The following is a 16722-nucleotide window of genomic DNA, read 5'->3' on the forward strand; positions in this document are numbered from 1 at the left end:
GGGCGGCGAACCCGTTCGTCGCCCGGGCCGGCGGGGCCGGCGGGAGACCCCGGCGCCGGTGCCGGTCAGTCCAGGGGGTGGGCGGCGATGAGGTCGCCGAGGGCCTCCTCGTGGGCGGCGGCCGGGCCGAGGGAGAGTTCGAGGTACTTGGCCCAGGCGTGGTAGCGGTGCAGGGGGTAGTCCGTGTCGGCGCCGAAGCCGCCGTGGAGGTGCTGGGCGGTCTGGACGACCCGGCGCACGCCCTCCGCGGCCCAGATCTTGGCGACGGCGAGGTCCGCCTCGGCGGGCAGGGCCGCTTCGGCGGCGGTGGAGACGCGCCAGGCCGCCTGCCAGAGGGTGGCCTCCATGGCGCGGAGGTCGATGTAGCGGTCCGCGGCCTGGACGGCGACGGCCTGGAAGGTCGCCACGGGATGGCCGAACTGTTCGCGCTTGCCGGTGTACTGGCTGGTCATGGTGAGCACCTGCTCGCCGAGGCCGAGGGCGAGCGCGCAGGTCCCGGTGGTGAGCAGGGCGCGCAGGGCCGGCCAGGCGGCGGCGGCGTCGAGGACGCGGTCGGCGTCGAGGCGGACGGCGTCGAGCCGTAGCCGGGCGAGGCGCTCGCCGTGGGTGCCGTACTGGGCGTCGAGAGCGAGCCCCGTGTGGTCGCGGGGGACCAGCGCGAGGACCGTACGGCCGTCGGCGGTGCGGGCGGGGACGGCGGTCAGGTCGGCGTGGTGGGCCCAGGGGACGTGGTCGGTGGCGCCGTCGAGGATCCAGTGGGTGCCGTCGTGGCGGGCGGTGACGGCGTTCTCCGCGGGCTCGTGGCCGGTGGTGCCGTGGGCGGCTGCGGTGAGGACCAGCCGGCCGGCGGAGACCTCGGGCAGCAGGGCGGCGGCGGTGCCGGCCGGGGCGTGGTGCTGGAGGACGTGCGCGACGGCGGTGGTCTCCAGGAGGGGGACGCGGGCCAGGACGCGGGCGGATTCGCGCAGGACGAGGCAGAGGGCGACCGGGTCGAGGCCGGTGCCGCCGTGCTCGGGCGCGACGAGGAGCCCCAGGAGGTCGGTGGCGGCGAGCCGCTGCCACAGGGGGCGGTCGAAGTCGTCGGCGACGGCGGTCGGAGTGAGCGCGGGGCTGGGTACGGCGTCGGGAGCGACGTCGGCGAAGACGGTGCGGGCCGTCTCCGCGGCCGCCTGCTGCTCCTCGGTGAACGTGAAGTCCATGGCCCGGTCCTTCCGTTGCTGTCCGTCGCCGATCCTGCGGCCCGTCAGGAGGCAGTTTTCTGACGGGCCGTCAAGATAGAACAGGTTCTAGCGGAAGGGAATGGGCTCAGCGGTCGAAGTCCAGCTCCACGTCGGCGCTGGCCGGGTGGGACTGGCAGGCCAGGACGTAGCCGGCGTCGGTCTCCTCCGGTTCGAGGGCGAAGTTGCGGTCCATGCGGACCTCGCCGCCGACGACGAAGGCCCGGCAGGTGCCGCAGACCCCGCCCTTGCAGGCGTAGGGGGCGTCGGCGCGGGCGCGCAGGACGGTGTCGAGGAGGCTCTCGCCGCGCTCGACGGGCCAGGTGCCGGAGCGGCCGTGGAGGGTGGCCGTGAGGGTGGCGTGGGCCGGGGTGTCGGCGGTGGGGACGGGCGCGGGGCCCGAGCCGTCGTCGACGTGGAAGATCTCCTGGTGGACGCGGGTCCGGTCGACGCCGAGGCCGCGCAGGGCCCGCTCGGCCCCCTCGACGAGGCCGTAGGGGCCGCAGAGGAACCAGCCGTCGATCGAGTCGACCGGGAGGAGGGCGGGCAGGAGGGCGGTGAGCCGCTCCCGGTCGAGGCGGCCGGAGGGCAGGCCGGCCTGCTGCTCCTCGCGGGAGAGGACGGTGACGAGCTGGAAGCGGTCCGGATGACGGTCCTTCAGGTCGGCGACCTCGTCGAGGAACATCGTGGAGGCGGCGGTGCGGTCGCTGCGGATCAGGCAGAACCGGGCGCCGGGTTCGCGGTCGAGGAGGGTGGCGGCCATGGAGAGCACCGGGGTGATGCCGCTGCCGCCGGCGACGGCGGCGAAGCGGCCGGGGCGCGGATCGAGGACGAAGCGGCCGGTGGGGGCCATGACGTCGACGGTGTGGCCGGGGGCGAGCTCCTTGAGGGCCCAGGTGGAGAAGGCGCCGCCGTCCACGAGGCGGATGCCGACGCGGAGTTCGGGTCGCTCGCCGGCCGGGGTGGCCGGGGAGCAGATCGAGTAGGTGCGGCGGATCTCCTGGCCGGTCTCGTCGGTGCGGCGCAGGGCGAGGTGCTGGCCGGGGCGGTGCCGGAAGGTCTCGTGGAGGGAGTCGGGGACCGCGAAGGTGACGGCCACGGAGTCGTCGGTGAGCTGCTCGACCCGGCTCACCGGGAGCGGATGGAACATCTACAGCTCCTTGAAGTGGTCGAAGGGCTCGCGGCAGGCGGCGCAGCGGCGCAGGGCCTTGCAGGCGGTGGAGGAGAAGCGGCTGAGCAGCTCGGTGTCCGTGGAGCCGCAGTGGGGGCAGCGGATGGCCAGGGTGAGGGCGACGGGTCCGCCGGCGGGGCCCTGGGGGCGGGGCGGGGCGATGCCGAACTCGGTGAGCTTGCGGCGGCCCTCCTCGCTGATGTCGTCGGTGGACCAGGCGGGGGCGAGGACGGTGACGACGGTGACGTCGGGGACGCCGTGCGCGTGGAGGGCGTGCTCGATGTCGGTGGACATCGTCTCGACGGCGGGGCAGCCGGTGTAGGTGGGCGTGAGGGCGACCTCGACGCGGCCGGGGCCGGTGACGTGGACGCCGCGCAGCACGCCGAGTTCGGCGAGGGTGAGGACGGGCATCTCGGGGTCGAGGACGGCGCCGGCGATCCGGGCCAGCTCCTCTTCGAGCGGGGTGGCGGTGCCGGTCACCACGCCGCCCCCGGGTGGCTGCGGTGCAGGTGCTGCATCTCGGCGAGCATCCGGCCGAAGGACTCGGTGTGGAGGCCCTGGCGGCCGGCTCCGGCGCGCCAGGCGCCGGTGCGGGGGGCGTCGGGGACGGTGAGTCCGGCGCGGGTGAGGACGGTAGTGACGGAGTCCAGCCAGGCCGCTTCGAGGGCGGCGGTGTCCAGGCCGAGGCCGTCGAGGGGCTGGAAAAGCTCGCCGGTGTACCGCCAGAGGGCGTCGCAGCCGGCCTGCATGCGGCGGTGGCTCTCCTCGGTGCCGTCGCCGAGGCGGAGGGTCCAGTGCTCGGCGTGGTCCTGGTGGTAGGCCACTTCCTTGACGGCCTTGGCGGCGAGCCCGGTCAGCGGGCCGTCGCCGGAGGCGAGGGCCGCGTAGAGGAGCCGCTGGTAGGTGGAGAAGTACAGCTGGCGGGCGATGGTGTGGGCGAAGTCGCCGTTGGGCTGCTCGACCAGCTGGACGTTGCGGAAGTCGCGCTCCTCGCGGAGGAAGGCGAGTTCGTCCTCGTCGCCGACGAGGGAGAGGAGGACGCGGGCCTGGCCGAGGAGGTCGAGCGCGATGTTGGCGAGGGCGACCTCCTCCTCCAGGACGGGGGCGTTGCCGGCCCACTCCCCCAGGCGCTGGGCGAGGACGAGGGCGTCGTCGCCGAGGGCGAGCGCCGCGGCCGTGGCGGCCGGGTCGGCGGCCGGTGCGGGGGCCGCCGTGGCGACGGTGCCCGTGGCGCCGGCGGTGTCGGTGGCGGTCACAGGTGCTTCACCCCCTCCGGGATCTCGTAGAAGGTCGGGTGCCGGTAGGGCTTGTCGGCGGCCGGCTCGAAGAAGGGGTCCTTCTCGTCCGGGGAGGAGGCGGTGATGGAGGCGGAGGGGACGACCCAGAGGGAGACGCCTTCCATCCGGCGGGTGTAGAGGTCCCTGGCATTGCGCAGGGCCATCTCCGCGTCGGGGGCGTGGAGGCTGCCGGCGTGGGTGTGGGAGAGCCCTCGGCGGGAGCGCACGAACACCTCCCACAGGGGCCAAGTGTCGCTGCTCATGCCTGTGCCTCCCCGTGCTGTCCGGTGTGCTTGCGCGCGTAGGCCGCGGCGGCCTCTCTGACCCAGGCGCCGTCCTCGTGGGCCCGGCGGCGCTGGTTGATCCGCTGGTCGTTGCAGGGGCCGTTGCCCTTCAGCACGTCCCAGAACTCGGCCCAGTCGATGGGGCCGAAGTCATAGTGCCCGCGCTCCTCGTTCCACTTCAGGTCGGGGTCGGGGAGGGTGAGGCCGAGGGTCTCGGCCTGCGGGGCGGCGATGTCGACGAAGCGCTGGCGCAGTTCGTCGTTGGAGTGGCGCTTGATCTTCCAGGCCATCGCCTGCGCGGTGTGGGTCGATTCGTCGTCGGGCGGGCCGAACATCATCAGGGACGGCCACCACCAGCGGTCGACCGCGTCCTGGGCCATGGCGTGCTGGGCCTCGGTGCCGCGGGAGAGGGCGAGCAGGGCCTCGTACCCCTGGCGCTGGTGGAAGGACTCCTCCTTGCAGACGCGGACCATGGCCCGGGCGTACGGGCCGTAGGAGCAGCGGCAGAGGGGGACCTGGTTGGTGATGGCGGCGCCGTCGACGAGCCAGCCGATGGCGCCGACGTCGGCCCAGGTGAGGGTGGGGTAGTTGAAGATCGAGGAGTACTTCTGGCGGCCGGTGTGGAGCTTGTCGAGGAGCTCGTCGCGGCTGACGCCGAGGGTCTCGGCGGCGCTGTAGAGGTACAGGCCGTGGCCTGCCTCGTCCTGGACCTTGGCCATGAGGATGGCCTTGCGGCGCAGCGAGGGCGCGCGGGTGATCCAGTTGGCCTCGGGCTGCATGCCGATGATCTCGGAGTGGGCGTGCTGCGCGATCTGGCGCACGAGGGAGGCGCGATACGCCTCCGGCATCCAGTCGCGCGGCTCGATGCGCTCGTCGGCCGCGACGGCGGCGTCGAACACCGCCTCGCGGGCGGCCTGCGCCGCCGCGTCCGCGGCGTGCGCGCCGGGCGCTTGCGCGGTCACTGCCGTCCCTGCCGTCCCTGCGGTCATCGGACCCCCTACCGACCGATCGTTCGGTTGAATGACTTCAATGGTGGGTCGGCGGCCCGTATGGTGTCAACCCTGTGGATAACCGCCTGCTCCGATCGGGGCGCAACGAGCGGGTCACCGGTGGGTCGGGAACGGGTCGGGAAGCCCGGGATCGGGGTGGGATGAGCGCGCACATCGACGACGGCGGGGAGCGGCGGCCGGCCGCGGGGATCCTGGCGCTGTCCATGCCGTACCAGGTGGTGGCCGCGGTGACGCTCGCCGCCCTGGCCGTCCTCGCCGCCCTCCACCTGGCCATGGTCTTCCTGCACGTGGCGCCGTCGAACACGATCACCAAGCAGCACGGACAGGCCGTCGACGACTGGATCTACCCCGAGTTCGAGCAGAACTGGAAGCTCTTCGCCCCCAACCCGCTCCAGCAGAACGTCGCCGTCGAGGTCCGCGCCGAGGTCGCCGACCCCTCCGGCACCCGCCGCACGACGGGCTGGATCGACCTGACCGCGCAGGACGTCGAGGACGTCCGGGGCAGCGTCTTCCCCAGCCACACCGAGCAGAACATGCTGCGCCGCGCCATCGACTGGTACGGCAACGCGCACGACGACGAGGGCCGCCCCAAGGGCTTCCGCGGCCGGCTGTCGGAGGAGTACATGCGCCGGATCGTGCTGCCGCGCATCGAGGGGCCCGGGGCGCGCGCGGACGTCGGCGGCACGGTGGAGCGGATCCAGCTCCGCCGGGTCGCCCGTCCGGTACCGGCCCCGCACTGGAGCGACGAGAAGCGCTCCACCACCCCCTCCACCACCGTCATGCCCTGGTGGGACATCACCGACGCCGACCGCAGCCGTACGGAGACGAGCCGATGACCGCCCCCAGCCCCGCCCCGGCCGAGGCTCCGGCGCGCGTGCCCCTCGACCGCAGGCTGGCCCGGGCCGCGCAGACCGTCACCTCGCGCGCGCTGGGCCCGTACCAGACCGCGATCGTCCGCATAGGCTTCTCGCTGACCTGGCTGTTCTTCCTGCTGCGGGAGTACCCGCACCGGCACGAGATGTACGGCCCCGACGGCCCCTGGTCGTTCGAGCTGGCCCGCCGGCTGATCGCCGACAACCGGGCCTTCACGGTCCTGATGTGGTCCGACGGACGGCTCTGGTTCGAGGTCGTCTACGCCCTCGCGGTGGTGGCCGCGGCGCTGCTGCTGGTCGGCTGGCACACCCGGGCCGTCTCCGTCGTCTTCATGGTCGGCGCGCTGTCCCTGCAGAACCGGTCCGTCTTCCTCGGCGACGGCGGCGACAACGTCGTACACCTCGTCTCGATCTACCTCACCCTGCTGCGCTGCGGCCAGGTGTGGTCCCTGGACGCCCGGCGGGCGGCCCGCAGGGTCCCCCGGGACGCGGGGGGCGGTAAGGCCGCCCGGCGGGTGGAGCTCGCGGGGCCGGTCCTCTGGATCGTCCTCGGCGGCTTCCTGGTCGCGGCGACCTGGTTCAGCCCGGTCACCGGCGAGTGGTGGATGTACGTGCTGCTGTGGGTGCTCTGGCTCGCCCAGGGCCTGTGGTGGCTGGTGGAGCAGTACGCGCCGGCCGAGCCCCGGGTCCTGCTGGACGTCATCGCCAACCTCGCCCACAACGCGGTGCTCGTCGTCCTCATGGCCGAGGTCTGCCTGATCTACGCCACCGCCGGCTGGTACAAGATCCAGGGCTCGCGCTGGCAGGACGGCACCGCGCTCTTCTTCCCGCTGCACCTGGACTACTTCACCCCGTGGCCGTCGCTCTCCGAGCTCCTCGCCTCCAGCGGGATCATGGTCATGCTGCTCAGCTACGGCACGGTGATCGTCCAGGTCGCCTTCCCGTTCACGCTCTTCAACCGCAAGGTGAAGAACGTGCTGCTCGTCGCGATGATGCTGGAGCACGCCGGCATCGCGCTCCTGCTCGGCCTGCCGGCCTTCTCGATGGCGATGATCGCCGCCGACGCCGTCTTCCTGCCCACCGTCTTCCTGGTGTGGCTGGGCGCGCGCGTCGCGCGGGGCCGGGACCTGCTGCTGCGGCGCAGGCCCGCCGCGGCGGAGCTGCCCGCGCAGCGGCCCGCCGGGGAGCCGACCGGCACGGCGGGGGCGGAGGACGGCGGGACCGGCGGGGAAGCCGGCGGCGAGGCCGCTCCCCGTACCCTCGTCGGGTGAGCACCACCGAAGAACACCCCGCCCCGGAGGGGGCCGAGCCGCTCCAGTACGACGAGGGCTACGGCTCCGAGGTCGGCGTCGGACCGCACCCCGGGCCGTGGCCCGAGGACCCGCGCTACGACCCCGAGCTGCTGGCCGGGGGCGACCGGCGCAACGTCGTGGACCCCTACCGGTACTGGACGCGGGAGGCGATCGTCGCCGACCTCGACACCCGCCGGCACGACTTCCACGTGGCGGTGGAGAACTGGGGCCACGACTTCAACATCGGGTCGGTGGTGCGGACCGCCAACGCCTTCCTGGCCAAGGAGGTGCACATCGTGGGGCGGCGCCGGTGGAACCGGCGCGGCGCCATGGTCACCGACCGCTACCAGCACGTGCGGCACCACCCCGACACCGAGGCGCTCACCGCCTGGGCGGCGGCCGAGGACCTGCCGATCATCGGCATCGACAACCTGCCGGGCTCGGTGCCGCTGGAGCGGACCGTGCTGCCCCGCCGCTGCGTGCTGCTCTTCGGGCAGGAGGGGCCCGGGCTGACCGAGGATGCCCGCCGCCACGTGCGGACGGTCTGCTCGATCGCCCAGTTCGGCTCCACCCGGTCGATCAACGCCGGGGCGGCCGCCGCGATCGCCATGCACGCGTGGGTGCAGCGCTACGCGGAGATCCCCGGCGACTGACCGCGGAACCGTCCGGTGCCGGAACCGCCGGCACCGGACGACCCCGGGACTCAGGCCTGGCGGCGCACCTCGACCACGCGGAAGCGGTTGGAGACGAAGGCGCCGTCGCACAGCGCCGCGTTCGCCGCCGGGTTGCCGCCCGAGCCGTGGAAGTCGGAGAAGGCGGCGGTCTGGTTCACGTACACCCCGCCCGTCAGGTTGAGCGAGAGCTGCGCCGACTCCTCCAGGCAGATCTCCTCCACGGCCCGCTCGGTGTCGGCGGACGTCGTGTACGCGCCGACGGTCATCGCGCCCTTGTCGCGGATCGTGCGCCGCAGCAGCTCCAGGCCGTCGGCGGTGGAGTCCACCGAGACGGCGAAGGAGACCGGGCCGAAGCACTCGGAGAGGTACGCGGCCTCCGCGTCCGGCTTGGAGCCGTCCAGCTTCACCATGACCGGGGTGCGGACGACCGCCTCCGGGAAGTCCGGGTTGACGACCTCGCGGGAGGCCAGGGCCACCTCGCCCAGGCCGGCGGCCGCCTCCAGGCGGGCCTTCACGTCCGGGTTGACCAGGGCGCCGAGCAGGGCGTTGGCCCGGGCGTCGTCGCCGAGGAGGCCGCCGACCGCGGCGGCCAGGTCGGACACCACCTCGTCGTAGGACCGGGGGCCCTGGTCGGTGGCGATACCGTCGCGCGGGATCAGCAGGTTCTGCGGGGTGGTGCACATCTGGCCGCTGTACAGGGAGAGCGAGAACGCCAGGTTGGACAGCATCCCCCTGTAGTCGTCGGTGGAGTCGATCAGCACCGTGTTGACGCCGGCCTTCTCCGTGTAGACCTGGGCCTGCCGGGCGTTGGCCTCCAGCCAGTCGCCGAAGGCGGTGGAGCCGGTGTAGTCGATGATCCGGATCTCCGGGCGGACCGCCAGGGTCTTGGCGATGCCCTCGCCCGGACGCTCGGTGGCCAGCGCCACCAGGTTCGGGTCGAAGCCGGACTCGGCGAGGACCTCGCGGGCGACCTTCACGGTCAGCGCGAGCGGGAGGACCGCGCGCGGGTGCGGCTTCACCAGGACCGCGTTGCCCGTGGCGAGGGAGGCGAAGAGGCCGGGGTAGCCGTTCCACGTCGGGAAGGTGTTGCAGCCGATGACCAGGGCGATCCCGCGGCCGACCGGGGTGAACTCCTTGCTCAGCTCCAGCGGGTCCCGCTTGCCCTGCGGCTTGGACCAGGCGGACCGGCCGGCGGGGGTGCGGGTCTGCTCCTCGTACGCGTACGCCACCGCCTCCAGGCCGCGGTCCTGCGCGTGCGGGCCACCGGCCTGGAACGCCATCATGAACGCCTGGCCGCTGGTGTGCATGACGGCGTGGGCGAACTCGTGGGTGCGGGCGGAGATCCGGGCCAGGACCTCCAGACAGACCAGGGCGCGCGTCTCGGCCCCGGCGTCGCGCCACGCGGGCAGGCCGGCGCGCATCGCGGGCAGCAGCACGTCGACGTCCGCGTGCGGGTACTCGACGCCCAGCGCGGGGCCGTACGGCGAGACCTCGCCGCCGGTCCAGCCGTCGGTGCCCGGCTGGTCGAGGTCGAAGCGGCCGTTCAGCACCGCCTGGTGGGCGGCGAGGCCGGCGGACGCGTCCAGCGAGCCGTCCGCCCCGTACGCCTTCGGATGCTCCGGATACGGCGACCAGTAGGCACGGCTGCGGATGGTGGCGAGGGCCTGATCGAGCGTGGACCGGTGCTTCTCGGCCAGAACGTCGGTGATCGGCTGGGCGGTGGCCATGGATGGACCAACTCCTCGTCGAGCTGGGCAGGGAGACGGGTACGGAGTTAGAGTAACCGAACGATCGGTCGGGACAAGGGGGTCCGTCGATCCTGTGGAAAACCCATCGGGGAGGATCACTCCTATGAGCGCCGACAGCAGCGCCGACAGCAGCGCCGACAGCAGCGCCGGCACGAGCGCCGCCGTGCAGGCCGACGGGACCGTCAGGGGGAGCGCCACCATGCGCGACGCAAGCGCCAAGGGCGAGGCGATCGAGCGGGACCGGACGGTCGCCGTCGTCGGCACCGGCACCATGGGCCAGGGGATCGCGCAGGTGGCGCTGGTCGCCGGCCATCCCGTACGCCTCCACGACAGCGCCCCCGGCCGGGCCGCCGAGGCCGTCGCGGCGATCACCGCCCGACTGGACCGGCTCGTCGAGAAGGGCCGCCTGGACGCCGCCGCCCGCGAGGACGCCGCCGGACGGCTGCACGCGGCCGAGGACCTGGCGGAGCTCGCCGACGCGGCCCTCGTCGTCGAGGCGATCGTCGAGGACCTGGCGGTCAAGCAGCGGCTCTTCGCCGACCTGGAGGAGGTCGTCGGGGACGACGCCCTCCTCGCCACCAACACCTCCTCCCTCTCCGTCACCGCCATCGCCGGGGGGCTGCGGCTCCCCGGCCGCTTCGTCGGCCTGCACTTCTTCAACCCGGCGCCGCTGCTCCCCCTCGTCGAGGTCGTCCGCGGCTTCGCCACCGACGAGACGGCCGCCACGCGCGCGTACGAGACCGTCCTGGCCTGGGGCAAGACGCCGGTGCGCTGCGCCGACACCCCCGGGTTCATCGTCAACCGGATCGCCCGCCCCTTCTACGCGGAGGCCTTCCGCGTGTACGAGGAGGGGCACGCCGACCCGGCGACCATCGACGCGGCGCTGCGCGAGAGCGGCGGCTTCCGGATGGGCCCGTTCGAGCTGACCGACCTGATCGGGCAGGACGTGAACGAGGCCGTCACCCGCTCGGTGTGGGAGTCCTTCTTCCAGGACCAGAAGTTCACGCCGTCGCTGGCGCAGCGCAGGCTCGTGGAGTCCCGGCGGCTGGGCCGCAAGACGGGGCACGGCTGGTTCCCGTACGGGGAGGGCGCCGAGCGGCCCGAGCCGCACACCGCGCCGCCCGCGAAGGCGCCGGAGCGGATCACCGTCCGCGGCGACCTCGGGCCGGCCCAGGCGCTGGTCGGGCTCATCGAGGGGGCGGGGATCGCGGTCCGCCGCAAGCGGGGCGACGGCTTCGTCGAGCTGCCGGGAGGCATGAAGCTCAGCCTCGTCGACGGCGAGAGCTCCTTCGAGTACCACCAGGAGGAGATCGCCTACTTCGACCTCGCCCTCGACTACGCGGCGGCGACCCGGATCGTCCTGTCGGTCCGGGAGGGGACCGATCCCGCGTCCGTGGAGGAGGCGGTGGGCCTCTTCCAGGCGCTCGGCAAGCAGGTCTCCGTCATCGGCGACGTGCCCGGCATGATCGTGGGCCGGACGGTGGCGATGCTGGTGGACCTCGCGGTCGACGCCGTCGACCGGGGCGTCGCCACCGCCGAGGACGTCGACACCGCCATGCGGCTCGGCGTGAACTATCCGGCCGGACCGCTGGAATGGGCGGCGAGACTGGGCCACCGGCGCGTGAACGCCCTGCTGGGCCAGCTCCACGAGCGGTACCCCACGGGCCGGTACGCGCCGGCGATCGGCCTGGTGCGCCGCGGATACACCGAGGAAGCGGAGGAGGCCCGATGACGACGGCCCGACGCGACACGTACACCCCCGAGACGCTGCTCTCGGTCGCGGTGAGGGTCTTCAACGAGCGCGGCTACGACGGCACCTCCATGGAGCACCTGTCCAAGGCGGCCGGGATCTCCAAGTCCTCGATCTACCACCACGTGGCGGGCAAGGAGGAGCTGCTGCGGCGGGCGGTCAGCCGGGCCCTGGACGGGCTCTTCGCGATCCTCGACGAGCCGGGCGCGGTGCGCGGCCGGGCCGTGGAGCGGGTCGAGCACGTGACCCGGCGGACCGTCGAGGTGCTGATAGCGGAGCTGCCGTACGTGACGCTGCTGCTGCGGGTGCGGGGCAACACCGCGACCGAGCGGTGGGCGATGGAGCGGCGCCGGGAGTTCGACCAGCGCGTGGCCGAGCTGCTCGGGGCGGCCGCCGCCGAGGGGGACCTGCGGTCCGACGTGGACATCCGGCTCGCCACCCGGCTCCTCTTCGGCATGATCAACTCGCTGGTGGAGTGGTACCGGCCCCATCCGGACCAGACGGAGCGCGATCAGCTCGCCGAGACCGTCGCCCACCTCGCCTTCGACGGCCTGCGCAAGCCGCACTGAGCACCCGGCGGGGGGGCGGCAGGGGCCCCTCGGGGGCTTGGAAGGGCGTGGAGGGCCTTCTCGGGCCCCGGAAGGCGTACAGGAGCGCCAGGAGGGCCCCGGGGCGTCCCGGGGCCCTCCTGCCGTGTCCGCGCTGTCCTGCCGTGTCCGTCGGCCGCGGGGCGTCCCGGGCTCAGGGGCCCGGGTCGGCGTTCATGTCCATCTCGTCGAAGACCAGCAGGGTGCGGGTGGAGAGCACCTCCGGGATCGCCTGGAGGCGGGTGAGGACCAGTTCGCGCAGGGTCCGGTTGTCCGGGGTGTGGACCAGCAGCAGGACGTCGAAATCGCCGCTGACCAGGGCGATGTGCGCGGCCCCGGGGAGCGCCTTGAGCTGTTCGCGGACCGTGCGCCAGGAGTTCTGGACGATCTTGAGCGTGATGTAGGCGGAGGCTCCGTGGCCCGCCCGCTCGTGGTTGACGCGGGCGCTGAAGCCGCGGATCACGCCGTCGTCGATCAGCCGGTTGATCCGGGCGTACGCGTTGGCGCGGGAGACGTGCACCCGCTCGGCCACGGAGCGCACCGAGGCGCGTCCGTCCGTCTGGAGCAGTCGCAGGATGTCCCGGTCTATCGCGTCCAGCGGGCGTGCCGGGGCGGCGTACGCCGGTGTGTCCGAGGGCGCGCTCAGCACCTCGCCGACGACGTCCTCCGCCGCTCCGTCCGGGGACCCGCCCCGAGCGGCGGCCATTTGTTCATCCGCCATGTCCCCCCGCCTCTCTCCGGTGGACGACCTGTCTCTATCCCAGGCTGTGGAGAACCGTTTGTCCACAGGCTGGAGGTGCCTGTAGCCAAAATGCCTCCACGACCGAACAATCGGTAGGTGAGGCGCACCACACTCGCGCCACCCGCCTTCGGGTCTTATGCCCGCTCCCACGAGGAGGTGGACTCGTTGCAACAGCGCAGTTCGACGGTCCAGGAGCCGCTCGCCGAGACGGCCCACCGGCCCACGCCGCCGCCGGCCTGGCGCCCGCGGACCGACCCCGCCCCGCTGCTGCCCGACGCCGAGCCGCTGCGCGTGCTCGGCACCGACGCGGTGGCCGACGCCGACCCCGCGCTGCTGCGCCGGCTCTACGCGGAGCTGGTCCGCGGCCGCCGGTACAACGCCCAGGCGACCGCCCTCACCAAGCAGGGCCGGCTCGCCGTCTACCCGTCCACCACCGGCCAGGAGGCGTGCGAGATCGGGGCGGCCCTCGCCCTGGAGGAGCGGGACTGGCTCTTCCCCTCGTACCGGGACACCCTCGCGGCCGTCGCCCGCGGCCTCGACCCGGTCCAGGCGCTCACGCTGCTGCGCGGCGACTGGCACACCGGCTACGACCCGCGCGAGCACCGCGTCGCGCCGCTGTGCACCCCGCTCGCCACCCAGCTGCCGCACGCCGTGGGCCTCGCCCACGCGGCCCGGCTGAAGGGCGACGACGTGGTCGCGCTCGCCATGGTCGGCGACGGCGGCACCAGCGAGGGCGACTTCCACGAGGCGCTGAACTTCGCCGCCGTGTGGCAGGCACCGGTGGTCTTCTTCGTGCAGAACAACGGCTTCGCGATCTCCGTGCCCCTCGCCAAGCAGACCGCCGCCCCCTCGCTCGCCCACAAGGCCGTCGGGTACGGCATGCCGGGCCGCCTGGTGGACGGCAACGACGCGGTCGCGGTGCACCAGGTCCTCACCGAGGCGGTGACCCGCGCCCGGCGCGGCGGCGGCCCCACCCTCGTCGAGGCGATCACCTACCGGATCGACGCCCACACCAACGCCGACGACGCCACCCGCTACCGCGCGGACGGCGAGGTCGAGGCCTGGCGTGCGCACGACCCGGTCCTCCTCCTCGAACGGGAGCTGACCGCCCGCGGGCTGCTCGACGACGAGGGCCGACGGGCCGCGGCCGAGGCCGCCGAGACGATGGCGGCGCAGCTGCGCGAGCGGATGAACGCCGACCCGGTGCTCGCCCCGATGGACCTCTTCACCCACGTCTACGCCGAGCAGACCGCGCAGCTGCGCGAGCAGGCGGCGCAGCTGCGGGCCGAACTCGAAGCGGAGGGCGAGAGCCGATGACGACGGCGACGACCGGCGCGGCGGCCGCCAAGGCGGCGGGCCGGGCCAAGCCGGCCACCATGGCGCAGGCGCTCCAGCGCGCCATGCGCGACGCGATGGCCGAGGACCCCACCGTCCACGTCATGGGCGAGGACGTCGGCACCCTCGGCGGCGTCTTCCGGGTCACCGACGGGCTCGCCAAGGAGTTCGGCGAGGACCGCTGCACGGACACCCCGCTGGCCGAGGCGGGCATCCTCGGCACCGCCGTCGGCATGGCCATGTACGGCCTGCGGCCGGTGGTCGAGATGCAGTTCGACGCGTTCGCCTACCCGGCGTTCGAGCAGCTCGTCTCGCACGTGGCGAAGATGCGGAACCGGACGCGCGGCGCGATGCCGATGCCGATGGTCATCCGGGTGCCGTACGGCGGCGGGATCGGCGGCGTCGAGCACCACAGCGACTCCTCCGAGATCTACTACATGGCCACCCCCGGCCTGCACGTGGTCACCCCGGCCACCGTCGAGGACGCCTACGGGCTGCTGCGGGCGGCCATCGCCTCCGACGACCCGGTCGTCTTCCTGGAGCCCAAGCGGCTCTACTGGTCGAAGTCCGACTGGTCGCCCGAGGCACCCGCGCGCGTGGAGCCGATCGGCAAGGCCGTGGTCCGCCGGCCCGGCACCAGCGCCACCCTGATCACCTACGGCCCCTCGCTGCCGGTCTGCCTGGAGGCGGCCGAGGCGGCCACCGCCGAGGGCTGGGACCTGGAGGTCGTCGACCTCCGCTCGCTCGTGCCCTTCGACGACGAGACCGTCGCCGCCTCGGTGCGGCGCACCGGCCGCGCGGTCGTGGTCCACGAGTCCGGCGGCTTCGCCGGCCCCGGCGCGGAGATCGCCGCCCGGGTCACCGAGCGCTGCTTCCACCACCTGGAGGCGCCGGTGCTGCGGGTCGCGGGCTTCGACATCCCCTACCCGCCGCCGATGCTGGAGCGGCACCACCTGCCGGGCGTCGACCGGATCCTGGACGCGGTCGCGCGCCTCCAGTGGGAAGCGGGGAACTGATGCCGCAGGTCCTGGAGTTCAAGCTGCCCGACCTCGGTGAGGGACTCACCGAGGCGGAGATCGTCCGCTGGCTGGTGAACGTCGGCGACGTCGTCGCGATCGACCAGCCGGTCGTCGAGGTCGAGACCGCCAAGGCGATGGTCGAGGTCCCCTGCCCGTACGGGGGCGTGGTCACCGCCCGCTTCGGCGAGGAGGGAACCGAACTGCCCGTCGGGGCCCCGCTCCTGACGGTCGCGGTCGGCGCGCCCGCCGGGACGACCGCGCCGCCCACCGCGGGGGAGGCGGCCGGCGCCGCCGAGTCCGCGGTCTCCTCGGAGTACTCGGGCAACGTGCTCGTCGGCTACGGCACCGCGGGCCCGGCGGCCCGCCGGCGCCGGATCCGTCCCCAGTCCCCGGCCGTCGCCCATCCCACGCCGAACGCGACGGCCGGCCCCGCCCCGAGCGTCCGGGCGGCTGCCCCGGTGGCCCTGGCGACCCCGGCGGCTCCCCCTGCTCCCGCTCCGGCGGGGGCGGGAACCGCCGGCGGCTCCGAGGGGCCGATCCCGGTCATCTCCCCGCTGGTGCGGAAGCTCGCCCGCGACCGGGGCCTCGACCTGCGCGAGGTGCCCGGCTCGGGTCCCGAGGGCCTCATCCTGCGCGCCGACGTCGAGCGGGCCCTCACCGCCCGCGAGGCGCCCGCCGCGGCCGCCCCGGCCACCGCGGTCGCCCCGGCTGCCTCGGCCGCCGCTCCGGCCGGTGAGCGGATCCCGCTGCGCGGGCTGCGCGGCGCCGTCGCCGACAAGCTCTCCCGGAGCCGTACCGAGATCCCCGACGCGACCTGCTGGGTGGACGCCGACGCCACCGAACTCATGGCGGCGCGGGCGGCGATGAACGCGGCGGGCGGACCGAAGATCTCGCTCCTCGCGCTCCTCGCCCGGATCTGCGCCCACGCCCTGGCGCGCTTCCCCGAGCTGAACTCCACCGTGGACACGGCCGCGCGCGAGATCGTCCGGCTGCCCGCGGTGCACCTCGGCTTCGCCGCGCAGACGCCGCGCGGGCTCGTCGTCCCCGTGGTCCGGGACGCCGGGACGCGGACCGCCGAGTCGCTGACCGAGGAGTTCGCCCGGCTCACCGAGTCGGCCCGGCAGGGCACCCTCACCCCGGCCGACCTCACCGGCGGCACCTTCACCCTCAACAACTACGGGGTGTTCGGGGTGGACGGCTCCACGCCGATCGTCAACCACCCCGAGGCGGCGATGCTCGGCGTCGGCCGGATCATCCCCAAGCCCTGGGTCCACCAGGGCGAACTGGCCGTCCGTCAGGTGGTGCAGCTCTCGCTCACCTTCGACCACCGGGTCTGCGACGGCGGCACGGCCGGCGGCTTCCTGCGGTACGTCGCGGACTGCGTCGAACAGCCGGCGGTCCTGCTCCGCACGGTCTGAGCACGCGGGCGCGTACCGGCCGGGCCCGGGGAACCACGGGGCCCGGCCGGGGCTCTCGTTCGGGGAGCCGAGGGCCCGGGATCCCGCCGGGCTCACCTGGCCTGCCGGGTCTGCCGGGCTCACCGGGTCTGCCGTGGTCCCCGGCTCCGCTGGGCCTGCCGGGCTCACCGGGCCTACCGGGCTCACCTGGCCTGCTGGGCCTGCCGTGGTCCCCGGGTCTGCCGGCCCCGCCGGGCTCCCTGGGCGACGGGGCCGTTGACGACCCCACGACCCCGACCCCCACGAGGGCCCCGGCGGGGCGGTGAGGACGGTGCGAGGGGCCCCGC

General features: G+C 74.1%; 16 protein-coding genes. 8 read left to right on the forward strand and 8 right to left on the reverse strand.

The features are described 5' to 3' along the window. Positions 1–65: 65 nt before the first annotated feature. The 6 genes from IE287_RS11805 to paaA form a co-directional block, all read right to left on the reverse strand. Positions 66–1199 carry an acyl-CoA dehydrogenase family protein gene (locus IE287_RS11805; protein ID WP_189848937.1) on the reverse strand — a complete coding sequence of 378 codons (1134 nt, stop codon included), beginning with the start codon at positions 1197–1199 and terminating at the stop codon, positions 66–68. 106 nt (positions 1200–1305) lie between these two features. Continuing rightward, positions 1306–2367, reverse strand: a complete 1062-nt coding sequence (locus tag IE287_RS11810; protein WP_189848938.1) for a 2Fe-2S iron-sulfur cluster-binding protein — start codon at positions 2365–2367, stop codon at positions 1306–1308. After that, positions 2368–2868: a 1,2-phenylacetyl-CoA epoxidase subunit PaaD gene (gene paaD / locus IE287_RS11815; RefSeq protein ID WP_189849228.1), complete on the reverse strand. Its 501-nt coding sequence runs from the start codon at positions 2866–2868 to the stop codon at positions 2368–2370. It lies immediately after the preceding gene. Continuing rightward, positions 2865–3644 (reverse strand): 1,2-phenylacetyl-CoA epoxidase subunit PaaC, encoded by a 780-nt coding sequence (gene paaC, locus IE287_RS11820; RefSeq protein ID WP_189848939.1) that lies wholly within the window; start codon positions 3642–3644, stop codon positions 2865–2867. The genes paaD and paaC overlap by 4 nt, the downstream gene beginning before the upstream one ends. Further along, on the reverse strand, positions 3641–3928 hold the full coding sequence (gene paaB / locus IE287_RS11825) for a 1,2-phenylacetyl-CoA epoxidase subunit PaaB (RefSeq protein ID WP_043229098.1): 288 nt from the start codon (positions 3926–3928) through the stop codon (positions 3641–3643). The genes paaC and paaB overlap by 4 nt, the downstream gene beginning before the upstream one ends. After that, the gene (gene paaA, locus IE287_RS11830; protein WP_189848940.1) at positions 3925–4938 is read right to left on the reverse strand and encodes a 1,2-phenylacetyl-CoA epoxidase subunit PaaA; all 1014 of its coding nucleotides are present in this window, start codon (positions 4936–4938) and stop codon (positions 3925–3927) included. The genes paaB and paaA overlap by 4 nt, the downstream gene beginning before the upstream one ends. A 161-nt stretch (positions 4939–5099) precedes the next feature. On the opposite strand from paaA, the gene IE287_RS11835 reads away from it, so the two are divergent. From IE287_RS11835 to IE287_RS11845, 3 genes are read left to right on the forward strand one after another with little or no spacing between them, the layout of a single operon-like run. Further along, positions 5100–5795: a DUF5819 family protein gene (locus tag IE287_RS11835; protein WP_189848941.1), complete on the forward strand. Its 696-nt coding sequence runs from the start codon at positions 5100–5102 to the stop codon at positions 5793–5795. Further along, positions 5792–7102 carry an HTTM domain-containing protein gene (locus IE287_RS11840; RefSeq protein WP_229883426.1) on the forward strand — a complete coding sequence of 437 codons (1311 nt, stop codon included), beginning with the start codon at positions 5792–5794 and terminating at the stop codon, positions 7100–7102. Before IE287_RS11835 ends, IE287_RS11840 begins: the two co-directional genes overlap by 4 nt. Next, positions 7099–7776 (forward strand): TrmH family RNA methyltransferase, encoded by a 678-nt coding sequence (locus IE287_RS11845; protein ID WP_189848942.1) that lies wholly within the window; start codon positions 7099–7101, stop codon positions 7774–7776. The genes IE287_RS11840 and IE287_RS11845 overlap by 4 nt, the downstream gene beginning before the upstream one ends. A gap of 50 nt (positions 7777–7826) precedes the next feature. Here IE287_RS11845 and paaN read toward each other — a convergent pair whose 3' ends face one another. Continuing rightward, positions 7827–9524 (reverse strand): phenylacetic acid degradation protein PaaN, encoded by a 1698-nt coding sequence (gene paaN, locus IE287_RS11850; protein ID WP_189848943.1) that lies wholly within the window; start codon positions 9522–9524, stop codon positions 7827–7829. A 220-nt stretch (positions 9525–9744) separates the two neighbouring features. On the opposite strand from paaN, the gene IE287_RS11855 reads away from it, so the two are divergent. Both IE287_RS11855 and IE287_RS11860 read left to right on the forward strand, forming a co-directional pair. Beyond that, complete coding sequence (locus IE287_RS11855) at positions 9745–11277, forward strand: 3-hydroxyacyl-CoA dehydrogenase (protein ID WP_229883461.1); 1533 nt, start codon at positions 9745–9747, stop codon at positions 11275–11277. Continuing rightward, a complete protein-coding gene (locus tag IE287_RS11860) occupies positions 11274–11864 on the forward strand; it encodes a TetR/AcrR family transcriptional regulator (protein ID WP_189848945.1) in 591 nt (196 codons plus the stop codon). Before IE287_RS11855 ends, IE287_RS11860 begins: the two co-directional genes overlap by 4 nt. Positions 11865–12036: 172 nt before the next feature. On the opposite strand, the gene IE287_RS11865 is transcribed toward IE287_RS11860, so the two are convergent. Further along, positions 12037–12588: an Lrp/AsnC family transcriptional regulator gene (locus tag IE287_RS11865; RefSeq protein WP_373307837.1), complete on the reverse strand. Its 552-nt coding sequence runs from the start codon at positions 12586–12588 to the stop codon at positions 12037–12039. Between the two features lie 201 nt (positions 12589–12789). Between IE287_RS11865 and pdhA the strand changes: the two genes are divergently transcribed. The 3 genes from pdhA to IE287_RS11880 are packed head-to-tail and all read left to right on the forward strand — an operon-like array spanning position 12790 to position 16396. Further along, entirely contained in the window at positions 12790–13941 is a 1152-nt protein-coding gene (gene pdhA / locus IE287_RS11870) for a pyruvate dehydrogenase (acetyl-transferring) E1 component subunit alpha (RefSeq protein WP_373307838.1), read from the forward strand. After that, positions 13938–14975, forward strand: coding sequence for an alpha-ketoacid dehydrogenase subunit beta (locus tag IE287_RS11875; RefSeq protein ID WP_189848948.1), 1038 nt, complete (start codon positions 13938–13940; stop codon positions 14973–14975). The genes pdhA and IE287_RS11875 overlap by 4 nt, the downstream gene beginning before the upstream one ends. Beyond that, positions 14975–16396, forward strand: a complete 1422-nt coding sequence (locus IE287_RS11880; RefSeq protein ID WP_189848949.1) for a dihydrolipoamide acetyltransferase family protein — start codon at positions 14975–14977, stop codon at positions 16394–16396. The genes IE287_RS11875 and IE287_RS11880 overlap by 1 nt, the downstream gene beginning before the upstream one ends. Positions 16397–16722 lie beyond the last annotated feature (326 nt).

Origin of the sequence: Streptomyces omiyaensis (genome assembly GCF_014650895.1) — a bacterium.
In the GTDB taxonomy this organism is placed as follows: Bacteria; Actinomycetota; Actinomycetes; order Streptomycetales; family Streptomycetaceae; genus Streptomyces; species Streptomyces omiyaensis.

Coding starts and splice junctions, on each gene's coding strand:
- IE287_RS11835 (WP_189848941.1), top strand. CDS start 5,100: ATGAGCGCGCACATCGACGACGGCGGGGAGCGGCGGCCGGCCGCGGGG.
- IE287_RS11855 (WP_229883461.1), top strand. CDS start 9,745: ATGCGCGACGCAAGCGCCAAGGGCGAGGCGATCGAGCGGGACCGGACG.
- IE287_RS11810 (WP_189848938.1), bottom strand. CDS start 2,367: ATGTTCCATCCGCTCCCGGTGAGCCGGGTCGAGCAGCTCACCGACGAC.
- IE287_RS11840 (WP_229883426.1), top strand. CDS start 5,792: ATGACCGCCCCCAGCCCCGCCCCGGCCGAGGCTCCGGCGCGCGTGCCC.
- IE287_RS11860 (WP_189848945.1), top strand. CDS start 11,274: ATGACGACGGCCCGACGCGACACGTACACCCCCGAGACGCTGCTCTCG.
- IE287_RS11865 (WP_373307837.1), bottom strand. CDS start 12,588: ATGGCCGCCGCTCGGGGCGGGTCCCCGGACGGAGCGGCGGAGGACGTC.
- IE287_RS11805 (WP_189848937.1), bottom strand. CDS start 1,199: ATGGACTTCACGTTCACCGAGGAGCAGCAGGCGGCCGCGGAGACGGCC.
- paaB (WP_043229098.1), bottom strand. CDS start 3,928: ATGAGCAGCGACACTTGGCCCCTGTGGGAGGTGTTCGTGCGCTCCCGC.
- IE287_RS11880 (WP_189848949.1), top strand. CDS start 14,975: ATGCCGCAGGTCCTGGAGTTCAAGCTGCCCGACCTCGGTGAGGGACTC.
- paaA (WP_189848940.1), bottom strand. CDS start 4,938: ATGACCGCAGGGACGGCAGGGACGGCAGTGACCGCGCAAGCGCCCGGC.
- paaN (WP_189848943.1), bottom strand. CDS start 9,524: ATGGCCACCGCCCAGCCGATCACCGACGTTCTGGCCGAGAAGCACCGG.
- IE287_RS11875 (WP_189848948.1), top strand. CDS start 13,938: ATGACGACGGCGACGACCGGCGCGGCGGCCGCCAAGGCGGCGGGCCGG.